The following is a 15,208-nucleotide window of genomic DNA, read 5'->3' on the forward strand; positions in this document are numbered from 1 at the left end:
CTGCGATTGCTTCGCGGAGCTCGCAATGACAATAAAGCGATTGAAAAGGCGATTGAAATCGCGGCTAAACAAACAAAGTCCGCCTACGCGGACTAAAGAATAAAGGGTATTTAAGCGGACATGATATAAATTTAGAATTCAGAAGTCATAACAAATCCAGATTAAATATCCCCTTATTTCTTAGTCCGCGTAGGCGGACTTCGTTTGTTTAGTAGCGGTTTCAACCGCCAAATAATAAATAATAAAGGGGAGTCAACTGAATTCTGAACTTTGACTCCTGAGTTCTTAATTTAATGTTTTAATCACATTTGCCGCTGAAATTCCTCTAGAATATCCATTAGCTGAACCTGACACTGCATCGGTACTAAATCTCCTAAAGGCATCTCTCGTTTACCGCCGCCTAATTTAACAGGAATGCCTTGGAGAACTTTGGCTACTCTGTCTGTATCTAAATTACGATTTGTTAGCAGGGGATAGAGTTGTTCGGCAACAACTGTATGCAAGTGGGCATCTTTTAGATACAAATGCCACTTAGCTACGTCGATATAGATATTGTCGCCAATTTCGGCGGCGAGGGATTCTATTTCTTGAGTGGTGTTAGTATTAGCCATATTTAAGGAAGAAGGAAGAGGGAAGAGGGAAGAAGGAAGAAGGAAGAAGGAAGAATAGGGTTTTAATTCTTCTTTCTAGCTACTTAATACTTAAGATTATTCTGGCTTTTGGCTGGGAAGGGAATAATTTGCGATCGCAAACACATAAATTCCATGTGCCAATATTACCCCTGTCCATCCTAGCGTCACCCAAGTTGCCCAAGGCCACTCAGCTTTCTGCAAATTGTGGAAAAACCACAAGCTAGAATTGGCAGCAGCAAACAGAGCAAAATGGATGGCAAAATTCATCCGGTCATCTAAACGGCGGTAGTCGGGATCTTGGCGGTCTGGTTTGCGGGGCCAACGAGGAGGCATAACTTTCAATTCCTGAACAGTTCTCTATCCCTGGTAGGGAATTTGCTAGTTATCTATTTTAATATTAGTTGGAGCTTTTTCAACATTGTATCCCTCCCAAGACAGGGAAGTAATGCGATCGCTGGCAATTTCAGTTACGATTCGTTACACCTCCCTAAATCCTGACTACAGATTAGACTAATAGTATATCACAAAAATTACCGCAATCTACTTGATTATGAAAATTAAATTTTGGTTGCTCTCAGCTATTTCCACTCTATTATTCAGTACATCTATCCCCGATCGGGTACAAGCTAACCCAGAAATACTTAGAGACAATGTTACCTCTACATTATGGTGGCAACTTGCAGTTGACAACCAGATGCACTTGACTAAAGATCGACAATATCAAGGCTGTGTTTGGGGCGATTCTATTTCCTCTGCTCTAGGCGATTCTCTAGGCGAACAAAATTTTAATTTTGCCATTGGTGGTATGAGTTCAGTTTCACTGCTAGAGCAACTTAAAGATTTAATTCCCAATAACTTTAAATGCGAAAAAGCCATCATTGCTATTGGTACTAATGATGCTATGTACGGCATTAGTGACGAGGAATTTGTCAAAAATATGAAAGAAGCAATCGCGCTGCTGCGTTCAATGGGAACTCAACATATTATTCTGATTCCAGCTTTTTATTCAACCGTTAAAGCAAGCTACAAGCCAAATTTGGCAGGAACAATTACCAGAGTTGATGAAATTAATGCCCTTATTTCTCAAGTATCTATGTCAGAAAATGTTCAAATTGAAGCAGCAGGAATAAAGGCATTATTTAAGGATCATGCCCTTAATGAAAGTCTAACTATAGATGGCGTTCACCTCAATGCAAAAGGTCTGGATATATACAGGCAAGTCTTATCAACAATCCTCATTTCTAAGTAGTCTTTTTGAACTCTGACATTATTGTAACGCCGCCTTCCAGGCGGTAATTGACCGCCTGGAAGGCGGCGTTACTGATTTTGCTGTTGCTGTTGCTGTTGCTGCAACTGTTGCCTCTGGATATCGAGTTGCTGTTCCTGAAGCTGTCTTTGAAGCTCAAGTTGCTGATTCTGGATATCATTCTGCCTTTGCCTTTCCTCTTCCGCCCGCCGTCGATCTTCATTCTGTTGACGAATTTGCCTGAGCTGATTTTGCCGATCGAAGTCTCCCCCTAAAAATAACCTTTGAAAAGTATTGATAGTTGTCTCTACCCCAGTAAACGATCCTGTTACCTCAGTAATAATGCCGACAATTCCTGATACAGGCTGTAAGATTTGATTGACATTATCTGCTAACCTAGTTAAGCTAGAACGAGGAACAATAATGACATCATTGTTGCGAAGTGTGGGGTTATTTTCTGCATTTAGACCTTGGGAAAAATCCACATCAATTGAGCGACGAGTAACGGTACCGTTGGGGTTCAAACGCAACAGTTCCACAGTCTTTTTTTGAGCACGGACTTGGTTAAAACTACCTGTAGCTAGCAATGCTTGATGTAGGGAAGTATTAGGCGTAACTTCCACTGTTCCCGGTCTGAGAACTTCCCCAACAACATTGATCTTAATTGAATTGGGAGAAAAACTTGTAGCAGCGATCTGGGAAATTTCAGCTATATCTACATTTTCAGCAGTTGGGACAATAATACTGTCTCCTTCTTGTAATAGCACATCTTGGCTGATGTCTCCTGTTTGTAACAGATCCCAGAGATTAACACTAATAATTTGTTCGTTGCCTGTTTTGAGGCGGCGGCGTATTTGTACTTGGCGAAGATCGGCATCTAAAGTAATGCCACCAGCAATTTTAATCGCCCTAGTTACTGTTGGTAAACCTACTAAAGTACCCTGTTGCTGATCGATCGCTACAAAACCTAGTTGGGTTTGCTGATTAGTCGATCGTAAATCTGAGGCAAATACTGTATAAGGGCCGGGGCGATTCACTTCGCCGACGATGACAACGCTAATAGGTTGAGTGATGTCGGCGGAAAAATTAGCGTTTGCTCTTTGGCGGACTTCTTGACTGTTAACTTCCGTTACACTCGGAACAAAAATTGTATCTCCGTCTCGCAAGGTGATATCTTGGCGCAAATCTCCTGTCTGTAAAAATTCTTGTAGGTTGATGTTAATTACTTGTTCAGATCCGCTTCTTTGGCGGCGGCGCACTTGAATTAACCGCAAATCTCCTCCGGGGGTCACGCCTTTTGCTAATTGCAGCATTTCGATCAAGGTGGGAAATTTCACTGCTTCGCCTTCTCTGCTGGCGCTGATTTTGTAGGAACCGGGGCGGCTGACTTCTCCGGCGATGCCAATTGTCAGCGGCCGGGGTAGAATCAGTGTGAGGGTGACGATGGGGGCGGTGATGTAGGGGTCGTAGAGTTTGGCGATCGCATCGGCGGCCTGTTGTTGGGTAAGTCCTTGCACGTAAACGCTGCGAATTAGCGGTAAATTGAGGGTTCCATCGACGAGGATCTGATATTCTTTGCTAAATTCGGGGACACCGATGATGTCTAAACTGATGCGATCGCCTGCTCCTAGAGTGTAACCCTGTTCCGGCGATCGCGTGCCCAAATCGTTACTCGGTATTTGCTGCGATCGCGGTGGCGGAGGGACTGGCAAGGGTGCGAACCGTCTGGGATTGGGCGCTGGAGTCCTAGTTCCTGGCAACTGAGCTAAGCTGGGTAAGATGCTACTCATCGTCAGCAAGCTTGACAAGCTCAGACTTCTAACTATTTGGCCTGTGTATTTCAGCCCCTTGTTATTGCTGAGAAAATGATAATTTCTGCTCATAATTTATTCCCCTGACGATCGCCTACCAGCTTGCGGAGTGATTTTTTCATCCCTATTTAAGCTTAGTTTAATAGGACTTACGCAAGTCGCCCCAGAAACCGGGTTTTTGAGAGCATCTGTGGGTAGCAGCGAAGTATTTTCGTAAAAAAACCCGGTTTATGAGGTTGGGTGCGTAAGTCCTGTTTAACTCAAGGATTAGTCAGAATTGCTAAGTTGCTGGCGTTCTAGGATGCGTTCTAAGAGGTTGAATTGCAGAATTTTAGCGGTTACTCGTCCTTCAGGAGTCAGTGGAACGATCGTTCCTCCTTCTAGCCGGAAATGATCTGACCATTGTTGGAGACGGGGATTAAAAAACGGAGTTAGCTGTCCTGTCTCAGGGTCGATCGAACCTATGTCACTTCCTTTGAAACGGTTGCAATAAGGACAGGATAATGCCAGATTTTCAGACTCAGTAATGCCATCGTGTTTTTCCGCAATGATGTGTTCCATTTCAAAGGCGAAAAGTGAAGCTGTTTGGGGAAATTGGCAATACTCGCATTTATCTCCGGCTCTTTGGGTTACTAGCCGACGCAAAGTGGCTGGTACGTAGCTCATGCTAATGTCTGTAAGCGTTTGTAGGCGTGAGCTTTGGCTAAACGCACCCAATGTTCTAAGAGTAAGTATCGATCGAGTTCGACTTCTTCTTTTGCAGAAAGATTACCCGATTTATTGCGATCGAGTAGTTCGCTCATGCGGGCTTGCAATGCAGGTGTGGGGCGGATGGCGAGGATTGCTTCTGGGCCGGGTTGACTGGCAAGTAATTCGACGATTTGGCGATCGCTTTGGTAGGGGATGTTTTCTTCTGTGGCGGTGAATTCCCGAAGTGCGCGATCGAGGGCTTCTGGGAGGCGATCGCCTAATAGTTGCAGTTTTTCGCCGAGAAGATCGGGGACTTCTAGGATGATTTGCATTCTGTTTTTTGAGATTTTGGAATAGTCAGGTTGTTGGGTTGACTGAAACTCTTATTTAAATTATATCGCACTTTAGAAAGAAATTGGCGATCGCATTCATCCAATTTACCTCTATTATCATTTAAGGTTAGTTTAACTCAAGGATTGGTCATGGTGCGACTGATTGAGAGCCGCCGCGAAAACGATCGGTAAATTCAGGATATTTTTCCAAATCTTGCAATGACTCTAAGGCCGGCATTTCAATCCAATTGCCTTCTTGATGTAGCTTGTCTACATAGGCATGAAAAGCTTCCTCATCATCCCGATGAGCGATAAAGTAATCGTGCAATTCTTTCTGACTCATTGTTTGAAAATTAGGCTTATTCATACGATGTACCTCCATCGTCCGTTAGAGTATATCTCTATGATATTTTCTTCACCTGCTAGGAAAAATATATTTCCTGTGCGTTCATCCATCCGAACAACGTTGATAGGCAAGTAAAGCTTAGTGAACCAACAACACAATACATAACACTGATTTTTTTGTTCAGGTGTGGGTGTAATAATCTGAACTCCTCAACCTCACTTCACTATCAGAGTTTAGCATCTTGTACGGTTGTTAGTGGGTAGTAGACAACGCTTGAACTTAATTTTCTTATTAAAATAATAATCTTAGCACTGTGATAGTGATTTTCCAAAAAATAAATCGAGTTGCCAGAGGCGATCGCCCAAGTGTAAAGAGAAGAAGTGCATAGCGCAAAAGGGCAAAAGTGTCAAGGGGTAAGGAGTTCACGCGATCGCACAAACAAGACGAAAACCAAAAGAGCTGCTGCGATAGTCCGGCGCAACGACGCTGAAGCGAATCGCAGCGCGGCAAAAGGCGGGATCGTTGAACCACGAACCGCCGCGCAGCAGCCTGGTTCGGTTATCATCCTTAATATTGACTAATAAATCATAATCTTGGTAACGATTATCATTATGGGTTTCATCCCAGACTCTATCATCTTGCGGCGCACCTTGATAGTTATCGTGCCAAGGGTCTGCACACCATTCCCAGACGTTGCCGTGCATATCGTACAATCCAAAGGCATTGGGTGGAAAACTCCCCACATCCGTTGTTTGTTGGCGGTACAGTCCCTTGGGTGCAGCACCGTAGGAATAAGTGCCGTTATAATTAACTAATTCTGGGGTGATTGTTTCGCCAAAATAGAAAGGTGTTTTAGTTCCTGCGCGACAAGCATATTCCCATTCCGCTTCTGAAGGTAAGCGATAACTCTTGCCTGTTTTTTGAGAAAGTTTTTGGCAGAATGCTATAGCGTCATACCAGCTTACTTTTTCTACAGGACGTTTCGCGCCTTTGAAACGAGAAGGGTTATTTCCCATTACTGCTTGATATTGTTCTTGAGTGACTTCATATTTACCCATAAAAAAAGAGGCGACAGTAACATTATGCTCTGGCCCTTCAATGTCAAGTCCCTCTGCTTTCGTATCGGGGGAAACCATTACAAAACTACCCCCTGGAATTGATATCATCTCTATGGTGATATCATTACCAGTATTTTCTGTAAAAAACTTTCCTTGTTTTTGGCGGCGGTTGGTGATTTGCCCGGTTGAATTCACTGTTACTGTTTCAAAATCAAAGGTTTTCGATACAATTGCAGGCAGTGAAGGCGACTTTTGCTGTGGTGTAATAGAAATTGTTGAAAAATTGTCTATAGAAGCATTAGTTTTTAATACAATGGCAGGCGGTGAAGGCGACTTTTGTTGTATTGTAACAGAAATTGTTGAATCACTATCTAGGGAGGCATTAAGCGATAAATCTAAAATTGCTTCCAATATTTCCTCTGCATTTTGATAGCGCTGGCTGAAATGGTCGCGCACCATTTTATCTAAAATATTAGCTAGATTTTGGCTCACTTGAACCCGATCTCGCCAAATCACTTCCCCTGTCATTTGATCTTCCGGTAAGGTTTTAGGATTTTGACCAGTTAATGCTTGAATCCCAACCATTCCCACTGCATAAATATCACTGGAAAATTTAGGTTTCCCCTTGGCTTGTTCGCTTGGCATATAACCAGGACTGCCAATCATTATTGTGAAGCTAGTTTGTCCTTGAGAATTAATCGCTAAAGCGCTAATTTCCTTGACTGCCCCAAAGTCAATCAAGGCTATTTTACCATCTTTACAGCGCATTAAATTGGCAGGCTTAATATCTCGATGAATAACATTTTGCTGATGAACAACTGCTAAAATATCTAAGATATTTTGCAAGAGACTAATAACATAAGATTCGCTTAATTTTTCACCTGGTAGCAGTTCTTTTGTTAAGTCATGTCCATCAATAAAATCTTGGACAAAATAAAACTCCCCATTTTCCTCAAAGTGAGCAGAAAGGGTGGGGATGCGATCGTGCAGCTTGCCTAATCTATAAAGAATTTGTGCTTCCGTGTCAAATAAGCGTCTGGCGATGTCCAAAACAGCGGGGTCAGAGCTTTTTGGTTTAAGATGTTTAACGACACATTGGGGATGTCCCGGTAAGTCGTAATCTTTGGCAAGGTAAGTAACGCCAAAACCACCTTGTCCCAGCATTTTGAGGATATGATAGCGATCGCGCAGCTTTTGACCAAGCATAGTTTTCTGACGATGCAGTGGAGATTAGGATTTATTTTCGCATAAAAGTCAGAGGCACGCATAAAGCTGCAAAACCACCGCTACGCGAAAACCTCAGCCTCAGTCAAAGTCACCCACAGAGTACCAGTAGCGGCTGGCGCTGCGGCAAAAAATCGCAATCAAGTCGCACAAAACCGCGTAACACTAGGTAATCATTTGTGCCAGTTTCCCAAGAACTTCCGTCAGCCGATGCGCTATTGTAGTTATCATAATAGCGATAACGAATATAATATTTATAATACTATCGTTCTAACTAAAAAATGGGATTCAAACTTGAAAAAGTAATACCTTGGGGCCGTAGCCTAGATGAATACATCGCCATGTTTCACCTGACAGCAAGCGATCGCCAGTCAACAATTCTCGACTGTGCCGGCGGCCCTGCTAGCTTCAATGCTGAAATGACTCGCCAAGGCAATAAAGTGATTTCTTGCGACCCAATTTATGAGTTTACCGCCGATGAAATTGCCAGCCGCATTCAAGAATGTTATCAAACTGTAGTTGACGGCACTAAAGCAAATCTAAACTGCTACAATTGGACAGATATCGAATCGCCAGAACAACTAGGTGAAGTGCGAATGATAGCAATGCAGCAATTTCTAGAAGATTTGCCCCTGGGAATACAAGAAGGTCGTTATGTAACTGGTGAATTGCCGTTGCTACCTTTCAATCAACATCAGTTTGATTTAGCACTGTGCAGCCATTTTCTATTTACTTATGCCGACCACTTATCAGCAGAATTTCACCTAGCCTCTATTTTGGAAATGTGCCGCGTCGCGCAAGAAGTACGGATATTTCCACTCATAAAAATTTCTGGCGAACCAGTGTCATTACTACCAGAATTGATCGAAGAATTAGCAGCAAAAGGATATACTGGAGAAATCAAAGAAGTATGCTATGAATTTCAAAATGGTGGCAATCAAATGCTGCGAGTGCGGACAGAGCAATCGCGCGGAAAATAGCTACTCTGTCCTTAAATATAGAGCAAGTTTACAACAACGGAGGTTCTTCGTTACAATTTGCCTCTACTACTCGGCGGACTTCCCCTGATTCTAATTTCATTAGTTTGTCCGTAGCACGAACTTGAGTAGGTTGTTCTTCTAATTGCTGGCGATCTACTAATCCCCATTCCATCACCATATTGGTGTATCGTCTAGATGTAGCCCTGTCTATATTGAGAGAAGTTGCAACTTCATTTAGTGGCATCCATCCTTGTTGATTGCGAAGCCGATGTAGATAGCGAGTCAGAGTGTCAGTGTTGACTTTCATAGTGCTGTTAATTCCTGTTTTACCGCGCAGCGCTTTCTCTAATCTAGAGTAACAGATTGAGGAGAAAAGTGCCAATCTATCAGGTGATTTCACCTGCTACGGAAGACAGTGCCCGTTAATACTAAATCGGGGTTTGATATCCCCTTTATCATTCGGCGATTGAAATCGCTACTACACAAACTAAGTCCGCCTGCGCGGACTAAAGAATAAAGGGGGTATTTAAGCCGGATTTAGTATAATTCGTCAACTGTCCTCACGTCGCTTTTCCACTATTATACATCTCTGGCAAGCTTACGGTCATAGTTAAGTAGTCATCGAGCGGTTGTTCTCTGAATTGAGTTGATTAATAGATTGACTTGAATTATAATAGGTAACAAAAATGGCTAGAAAAACTTTAATCGCGATATAATTTAAATTAAAGTTGCGAAAATCTCAACCCCAATCCCATAACTCATGCCTCAAACAATCTGGATCGCAAGACACGGAAACCGCATTGACTTCGTAAACCCCGACTGGTTTTTAACAGCAGAAAAACGCTACGATCCTCACCTTTCAGATGACGGACACATTCAAGCCAGACAACTAGCAAATCGCCTCAAAGGTGAAGAAATTACCCACATTTTTGCCTCGCCATTCCTGCGAACAGTTCAAACAGCAAATCACGTTGCCCAAACCTTAGACTTATCGATTAAACTAGAGTGGGGACTTTGTGAATGGCTCAATCCTGACTGGATGTCAGAAATGCCAGAAACCCTATCTGTCAAAGAATTATGCCACCGTTTCCCCAGAATTGACCCCTCCTACACAAGTATTATCCCTAACTATCCCGAAACTGGGGAACAATGCCTTAAACGCACGGACGAAACTGCTAAGCGAGTCGCCGCAGAATTTCCCGAAAATATTTTGCTCGTTGGTCACGGTGCATCGGTTATAGGTACTACAATGGGATTAGTTCAGGGAGTCGTTGAAACAGAAATTAATGCCTCTCTGTGTTGCTTAGTCAAAGTTATACGCGATGATGGAAAATGGGTAATGGAACTTAACGGTGACACATCTCACCTTAGCAAAACTGAAGCTGATATCAGGTTTAATTAAAAATAGTTAACTGTTAACTGTTAACTGTTAACTGGGGAAAGCCTCCCCATTTCTCCTTCTTCCTTCTTCCTTCTTCCTTCTTCCTTATTCCTTATTCCTTCTTCCTTCTTCTATCGACATGGCTGGACATAGTAAATGGGCGAATATTAAACGCCAAAAAGCTAGAGTAGATGCCGTAAAAGGTAAAATTTTTGCTAAAATATCCCGCGAAATTATCGTTGCGGCCCGTAGCGGCGTACCAGATCCCGCTGGCAATTTTCAACTGCGAACGGCAATTGATAAAGCTAAGGCGGCGGCAATTCCTAATGAGAACATTGAACGCGCGATTGCCAAAGGTGCAGGTAAACTGGGGCCGAATTCTGAATTAGAAGCCATTCGTTATGAAGGTTACGGTGTTGGTGGTGTCGCTATTTTAATTGAAGCACTTACAGATAATCGTAACCGCACGGCGGCTGATTTGCGAGAAGCTTTTACTAAGAATGGTGGCAATTTGGGTGAAACTGGTTGTGTCGGTTGGATGTTCGATCAAAAAGGTGTTTGTACGGTGTTCGGCCCCATTAATGAAGATGACTTATTAGAAGCATCATTAGATGGAGAAGCAGAATCTTATGAGTTGATATCAATAGATGAAGATACCGAAGGTGCAGAGGTATTGACTGAAGTATCGAACTTAGAAAACCTTAGTAAAGTATTGAAAAAAAGGGGTTTTGTAGTGATGCAGTCAGAAACTCGCTGGATTCCTAGTAATTCAGTAGAAGTTGATAATCCAGAGAAGGCGCGATCGCTGCTAAAATTAATGGATGCACTGGAAGATTTAGATGATGTGCAAAGCGTTACGGCTAACTTTGAAATGACTGATGAACTGATGTCTATGACTATGGTTTAGTAATTGTTTGTAACGCCGCCCTCTGGGGGTCAAATAACCGCCTAGAAGGCGGCGTTACAAAATAAGCCTTCTTTCTTCTTCTTATAGTTTTTAAAATTTAGTTAGCAATGCCATTATCTCAACTTTTGCCAACAATTTCTCCATCAGAAACACCCCAACCCAAACAAGACTTTGATTATGACATCGCTATCGTTGGCGGCGGTATTGTCGGGGCAACTTTAGCTTGTGCCTTAAAAGATTCCGGCTTAAAAGTAACAATAATTGAGACTCAAACGCCATCTGTAGCAGCAAGTAGAAGGCAAGCTTATGCACTTTCTCTGATGTCGGGAATGATTTTAGAAGGTATTGGTGTTTGGCAAGAAATATTACCACAAATTACCACTTTTGAACAAATTAACCTCTGCGATGGCGACTATCCAGGGATAGTTCAATTCTATCGGGAAGACTTAGGAAATATAGGTAAAATGCCTGTGCCCAAAACAGCACTCGGTTATGTGGGGGAACATGGGGTATTGCTGACAGCTTTGCAAGAATGCTTAGCAAAATGTCCTAATTTTAGTTGGATTTGTCCCGCTGAAGTTTTACAAGTTCAATATTATAGCGATCGCGCCGAAGTCGAAGTAAAAATCAACGGCGAAACTCAGACTATCCGCACGCGGTTGTTAATCGCCGCCGATGGTTCGCGATCGCACATCCGCACTGAAGCTAAAATTACTACCCAAGGCTGGAAATATTGGCAGTCTTGCATTGCCATCACCATTAAAACAGAAAAACCGCACAATAATATCGCCTTTGAGCGTTTTTGGCCCAGCGGCCCGATGGGGGTATTGCCACTCCCTGGAAACCGCTGTCAGGTTGTCTGGACTGCACCTCACGCGGAAGCAAAAGCCTTGCAAGAACTCGATAAACAAGAGTTTCTAGCTTTGTTAGAACAGCGGACTGGCAGACTTTTGGGGCGTTTAGAATTAGTTAGCGATCGCTACCTATTTCCCGTTCAGCTCATGCAGAGCGATCGCTACGCCTTACCCAGATTAGCATTAATTGGCGATGCCGCCCACTGCTGCCATCCCGTTGGCGGACAAGGTTTAAATATGGGGATTCGCGATGCGGCCGCGATCGCACAAATATTGCGATCGGCCCACGATCGAGGTGAAGATATTGGAGATTTACAAGTATTAAAACGCTACGAAAGCTGGCGAAAAAAAGAAAACTTAGTAGTTTTAGGATTCACCGATTTTCTAGATCGCCTCTTCTCTAATACTTGGCTTCCAATTATTGCTTTTCGCCGCCTTTGTTTATGGAGTTTACGGACAATCCCCCTCGTGCGACTCTTAGCATTACGACTAATGACAGGTTTATTTGGCCGTGCTCCTGAATTAAGTATAGGACTTACGCAAAAGTACCCGTAACGCCGCCATCTTGGCGGTATCTTTACCGCCAAGATGGCGGCGTTACGTGAGGTGTGCGTAAGTCCTAACTGATTTACTATTGTCCTTGACATACCCAATTTTTACACCGTACAAACTTTCAATGTTGACTACAGCACCATATTTTATGAACACATCAAAAAAACATGGGAAGTTTGTCCCCCAATAAATCATTGCACATGACATAGGAGCCCCTTTGCCTTCATCTTTGCCATCTACCAAAAACCTCAATCTTGTATCGTAGAGAAAACAAATACCCGTTGCTTTGCCATAAATACATTCCTTCCAATGTCCTGTATTAGTAGCAACTGGTACAAGTGCTATTACTTCAGATTGAAATACTCTATTCGCTTCTTCACATTTACGCAGCCAATCTATTATTTTTGTGCCCCGTTCTACATCATTACCATAAGGTGGATTAACGTATATTGTGGGGAAATTCCAAAATTGTGACAGTCCGTCGCACTCAGGAAGTTTATACTCTATCTTGGCTTCAACTATTGAAAAAGGACTAGAACAGGGGTCTAAATGAATAACACCGCCAAAAACTTCTTTGACAGCATCAACATATTTCTTGGGAGTACCCCAATCTTTCTTTTCGCTAACTACTTGTCTTCCTGCTGTCATAGAGAATATATTCTGATATAACTTACCCAAAAGTATTAGTAACGCCGCCATCTTTGCCGCCTAGAAGGCGGCGTTACACTATACAACTCAAGAAAACTCAAATCGGTTTTTACCAAGTTCCTTAGCACGATACATAGCCGCATCAGCATTCTTAATCAAAGTTTCCTTATCTTGACCATCGAAAGGGTACAAACTAATACCAATACTCGTAGTTACCGAAATTGAATTTCCCTCAAATACGAAAACTTGAGTAATAGCATCCAGAATTTTTTCAGCAACTCTCGCTGCATCCGGCTTTCCGGGAATTCCTGGTAAAATCACAGTAAACTCATCGCCTCCTAAACGCGAAATCGTATCGCTACCCCGCAAACATCCTTTCAACCTTTCCGCAACCCCTTTTAAAAGTAAATCTCCAATATCGTGTCCGAGAGAATCATTAATTAACTTAAATCCATCCAGATCCAAAAATAGTAAAGCCACTAATTGATCTTTAACAGAAGCTTGTTTTATAGACACACTCAAACTTTCGTGAAACAATTGGCGATTCGGCAAACCAGTAAGATCGTCATGATAGGCTTGATAGCGCAAGCGATCTTCAGAAAGTAGAAGTTCAGCATTTTTTTGCTTCAGTTCTTCTTCCATACGCTTGCGCTCAGTAATATCTCTGATTGCACCAACTAAAAATAAATTACCCGCAGCATCTTTGTGCAGCGATCTTTTCGTCGCAATCAAATGTGTCGTGCCGCTGGCATCAGTAAATTCTTCTTCATTTTCATACTCTAGCTGCGTAGCAAACACTAAATTATCTTGATGCCAAAAGATATCAGCTTCATGTTTCGGAAATAAATCATAATCAGTCTTGCTGATTAACGTTTCTAGCGGCTGACCGATTAATCGGCAATAAGCTTGATTCAAAACGATGCGGCGGTGGTTGATATCAGTAACAAAAATTGGATCGGGAATTGTATTAATTACAGTTTGCAAAAATTCTTTCGAGCGTTTGAACTCTTCCTGTAAGTGAGCCAGATAGCCAACTATGACCGCCGCAGACCCTGCGATCGCCATTAATGGTGGAATTAAAGGCAACCACCAACCCCCTAAGAAAGCCAAATACAGACTGGTAGTGAGACCAACACCCACTCCTAAAAGGAAAAGCAGCGATAGTTGAGGCGATCGCAACTTCCAGCTTACAAAAGCTCCCACCCAAGACCAACCCCAAATCCACAGCCATTCAGCCAAATCTGACCAGACTTTAAAACTCGTTCTTCCTTGCAGGGCCGCACTCAAAATCTGACTCAAAAAATTAGCCTGAAGTTCTACTCCCGATATAGATTCAGGCGAATCCAATAAACCGCCGCTGTAGGAAGTTTGCTGAAAATCTTTTAGGCTAGTTGCAGTCGAACCGATTAAAACAATACGCGATCGCACAAAATCAGGCGATATCTTCCCAGACATGACCTCAGCCATCGACACCCTGCGAAAACTACCACCAGGGCCGCGAAGATTCGCCAAAATTTGATAGCCACGACTTTCAGCTCGAATGTAAGGCCCATCATTAGGTTCAAAGCGCTCAAAAACACCCTTACCCAATTGCAAATATTTAGGATTACTCGTTGCTGGCTCAGGATTAATACCTTCAGCTTTTAGGTAAATTAAAGCCAACTTCAAAGCTAAACTTTCTCTCTTTTTTCCACCTTCTGGCCACGAATAAAGCAAAGCTCTGCGTATTTTGCCATCTGCATCAACAACAACATTATTTAAACCTACCTGGTTTCGCTGGCTGAGAATGGTAGGTGGACGTACCCCCAAGTTATTTTCATCTTGGCTTTTCTCAATCCCAATCAAGTTAGGGATAGTTTCAAAAGCTTGAACCAATTTTTCATAACCTGGTTCAACGGGCAAATCTCGATAGATATCTAGACCAATCGCTCGCGGTTGACCAGCGGACAATTTTTCTAGCAACTGTGCCATCACACCATCGGGGATCGGGTAGCCAAATTTTTGCAAATCGGCTTCGTTAATTGCTACAATCACAACTCTTTCATCAATCGATTCTAGTGGCCGCCAGCGAAAAAACTGATCGATAGCCGCTAATTCTGAGAACTGCAAAAGTGCGAAGGAACGTAGGAGAATAACTGTACCAGCAACAGTTGAAGCGGTAATGAATACTCGCCGTTGTTTACACCACTTTTTCAGGGTTCTCCGCGTATTGTTTGAAGCTTTGCTGAGCCGCTTGAACATCTAAGTTGAAGGAAGAGGGAAGAAGGAAGAAGGGAACAGGAAGAAGAGAGAAGGGAACGGGAAGAAGGGAGAGTGGGTTAAAAGCTATCGGGTAATTCTTAAGATAACCGATCGCTAAACAAAACAACCAGAGGCGCGATCGCACCTCTGGCTTTTTTTGGCAATTAACCTTTATTTCGAGAAATCAGGGCGAGTTTTTCTTCCAGTTTCTTCTTGAAGCTTGTGTAAACTCGCTCAACTTACGTAACGCCGCCCTCTGGGCGGTCAATTACCGCCCAGAGGGCGGCGTTACCGATATAGGCGATC

Annotated in this window: 15 protein-coding genes; 5 read left to right on the top strand and 10 right to left on the bottom strand. The window is 42.9% G+C overall.

The features are described 5' to 3' along the window. Positions 1-302 precede the first annotated feature (302 nt). Together PY364_RS23180 and PY364_RS23185 are read right to left on the bottom strand one after the other, a co-directional pair. Complete coding sequence (locus PY364_RS23180; RefSeq protein ID WP_275526713.1) at positions 303-611, bottom strand: DUF3181 family protein; 309 nt, start codon at positions 609-611, stop codon at positions 303-305. Between the two features lie 96 nt (positions 612-707). Further along, positions 708-965, bottom strand: coding sequence for a 2TM domain-containing protein (locus PY364_RS23185; RefSeq protein ID WP_275526715.1), 258 nt, complete (start codon positions 963-965; stop codon positions 708-710). Positions 966-1,182: 217 nt separating this feature from the next. Here PY364_RS23185 and PY364_RS23190 point away from each other — a divergent pair, with 217 nt between their 5' ends. Then, complete coding sequence (locus PY364_RS23190) at positions 1,183-1,881, top strand: SGNH/GDSL hydrolase family protein (protein ID WP_275526717.1); 699 nt, start codon at positions 1,183-1,185, stop codon at positions 1,879-1,881. 68 nt (positions 1,882-1,949) lie between these two features. On the opposite strand, the gene PY364_RS23195 is transcribed toward PY364_RS23190, so the two are convergent. From PY364_RS23195 to PY364_RS23215, 5 genes are all read right to left on the bottom strand, one after another. Then, positions 1,950-3,761, bottom strand: coding sequence for a polysaccharide biosynthesis/export family protein (locus PY364_RS23195; protein ID WP_275526719.1), 1,812 nt, complete (start codon positions 3,759-3,761; stop codon positions 1,950-1,952). A 195-nt stretch (positions 3,762-3,956) separates the two neighbouring features. Beyond that, entirely contained in the window at positions 3,957-4,355 is a 399-nt protein-coding gene (locus PY364_RS23200; RefSeq protein ID WP_275526721.1) for an HNH endonuclease signature motif containing protein, read from the bottom strand. Next, entirely contained in the window at positions 4,352-4,711 is a 360-nt protein-coding gene (locus tag PY364_RS23205) for a hypothetical protein (protein ID WP_275526723.1), read from the bottom strand. The genes PY364_RS23200 and PY364_RS23205 overlap by 4 nt, the downstream gene beginning before the upstream one ends. Positions 4,712-4,859: 148 nt before the next feature. Next, positions 4,860-5,078, bottom strand: a complete 219-nt coding sequence (locus tag PY364_RS23210; protein WP_275526725.1) for a hypothetical protein — start codon at positions 5,076-5,078, stop codon at positions 4,860-4,862. 401 nt (positions 5,079-5,479) lie between these two features. Then, positions 5,480-7,321, bottom strand: coding sequence for a bifunctional serine/threonine-protein kinase/formylglycine-generating enzyme family protein (locus PY364_RS23215; RefSeq protein WP_275526727.1), 1,842 nt, complete (start codon positions 7,319-7,321; stop codon positions 5,480-5,482). A gap of 299 nt (positions 7,322-7,620) precedes the next feature. Here PY364_RS23215 and PY364_RS23220 point away from each other — a divergent pair, with 299 nt between their 5' ends. Beyond that, on the top strand, positions 7,621-8,319 hold the full coding sequence (locus tag PY364_RS23220) for an SAM-dependent methyltransferase (protein WP_275526729.1): 699 nt from the start codon (positions 7,621-7,623) through the stop codon (positions 8,317-8,319). A 28-nt stretch (positions 8,320-8,347) separates the two neighbouring features. Here PY364_RS23220 and PY364_RS23225 read toward each other — a convergent pair whose 3' ends face one another. Beyond that, entirely contained in the window at positions 8,348-8,626 is a 279-nt protein-coding gene (locus PY364_RS23225; RefSeq protein ID WP_007358374.1) for a hypothetical protein, read from the bottom strand. Between the two features lie 453 nt (positions 8,627-9,079). On the opposite strand from PY364_RS23225, the gene PY364_RS23230 reads away from it, so the two are divergent. The 3 genes from PY364_RS23230 to PY364_RS23240 all read left to right on the top strand — a co-directional run bounded on the left by PY364_RS23230 (position 9,080) and on the right by PY364_RS23240 (position 12,016). Then, the gene (locus tag PY364_RS23230) at positions 9,080-9,721 is read left to right on the top strand and encodes a histidine phosphatase family protein (RefSeq protein ID WP_275526732.1); all 642 of its coding nucleotides are present in this window, start codon (positions 9,080-9,082) and stop codon (positions 9,719-9,721) included. A gap of 118 nt (positions 9,722-9,839) precedes the next feature. Then, positions 9,840-10,607 carry a YebC/PmpR family DNA-binding transcriptional regulator gene (locus tag PY364_RS23235; protein WP_275526734.1) on the top strand — a complete coding sequence of 256 codons (768 nt, stop codon included), beginning with the start codon at positions 9,840-9,842 and terminating at the stop codon, positions 10,605-10,607. A 107-nt stretch (positions 10,608-10,714) separates the two neighbouring features. After that, positions 10,715-12,016, top strand: coding sequence for an FAD-dependent hydroxylase (locus PY364_RS23240; RefSeq protein ID WP_275526736.1), 1,302 nt, complete (start codon positions 10,715-10,717; stop codon positions 12,014-12,016). A gap of 42 nt (positions 12,017-12,058) precedes the next feature. Here PY364_RS23240 and PY364_RS23245 read toward each other — a convergent pair whose 3' ends face one another. Both PY364_RS23245 and PY364_RS23250 read right to left on the bottom strand, forming a co-directional pair. After that, a complete protein-coding gene (locus tag PY364_RS23245; protein ID WP_275526738.1) occupies positions 12,059-12,661 on the bottom strand; it encodes a DNA N-6-adenine-methyltransferase in 603 nt (200 codons plus the stop codon). Between the two features lie 87 nt (positions 12,662-12,748). Further along, complete coding sequence (locus PY364_RS23250; RefSeq protein ID WP_275526741.1) at positions 12,749-14,902, bottom strand: CHASE2 domain-containing protein; 2,154 nt, start codon at positions 14,900-14,902, stop codon at positions 12,749-12,751. Positions 14,903-15,208: the final 306 nt, after the last annotated feature.

The organism is Kamptonema sp. UHCC 0994 (genome assembly GCF_029167235.1).
Classification (GTDB): Bacteria; Cyanobacteriota; Cyanobacteriia; order Cyanobacteriales; family Microcoleaceae; genus Kamptonema.

Excerpts from the sequence above, each read along its gene's own strand:
- PY364_RS23200 (WP_275526721.1), bottom strand. The coding sequence starts at position 4,355 with ATGAGCTACGTACCAGCCACTTTGCGTCGGCTAGTAACCCAAAGAGCC.
- PY364_RS23235 (WP_275526734.1), top strand. The coding sequence starts at position 9,840 with ATGGCTGGACATAGTAAATGGGCGAATATTAAACGCCAAAAAGCTAGA.
- PY364_RS23205 (WP_275526723.1), bottom strand. The coding sequence starts at position 4,711 with ATGCAAATCATCCTAGAAGTCCCCGATCTTCTCGGCGAAAAACTGCAA.
- PY364_RS23250 (WP_275526741.1), bottom strand. The coding sequence starts at position 14,902 with ATGTTCAAGCGGCTCAGCAAAGCTTCAAACAATACGCGGAGAACCCTG.
- PY364_RS23245 (WP_275526738.1), bottom strand. The coding sequence starts at position 12,661 with ATGACAGCAGGAAGACAAGTAGTTAGCGAAAAGAAAGATTGGGGTACT.
- PY364_RS23185 (WP_275526715.1), bottom strand. The coding sequence starts at position 965 with ATGCCTCCTCGTTGGCCCCGCAAACCAGACCGCCAAGATCCCGACTAC.
- PY364_RS23240 (WP_275526736.1), top strand. The coding sequence starts at position 10,715 with ATGCCATTATCTCAACTTTTGCCAACAATTTCTCCATCAGAAACACCC.
- PY364_RS23225 (WP_007358374.1), bottom strand. The coding sequence starts at position 8,626 with ATGAAAGTCAACACTGACACTCTGACTCGCTATCTACATCGGCTTCGC.
- PY364_RS23230 (WP_275526732.1), top strand. The coding sequence starts at position 9,080 with ATGCCTCAAACAATCTGGATCGCAAGACACGGAAACCGCATTGACTTC.
- PY364_RS23215 (WP_275526727.1), bottom strand. The coding sequence starts at position 7,321 with ATGCTTGGTCAAAAGCTGCGCGATCGCTATCATATCCTCAAAATGCTG.
- PY364_RS23195 (WP_275526719.1), bottom strand. The coding sequence starts at position 3,761 with ATGAGCAGAAATTATCATTTTCTCAGCAATAACAAGGGGCTGAAATAC.
- PY364_RS23210 (WP_275526725.1), bottom strand. The coding sequence starts at position 5,078 with ATGAATAAGCCTAATTTTCAAACAATGAGTCAGAAAGAATTGCACGAT.
- PY364_RS23180 (WP_275526713.1), bottom strand. The coding sequence starts at position 611 with ATGGCTAATACTAACACCACTCAAGAAATAGAATCCCTCGCCGCCGAA.
- PY364_RS23190 (WP_275526717.1), top strand. The coding sequence starts at position 1,183 with ATGAAAATTAAATTTTGGTTGCTCTCAGCTATTTCCACTCTATTATTC.
- PY364_RS23220 (WP_275526729.1), top strand. The coding sequence starts at position 7,621 with ATGGGATTCAAACTTGAAAAAGTAATACCTTGGGGCCGTAGCCTAGAT.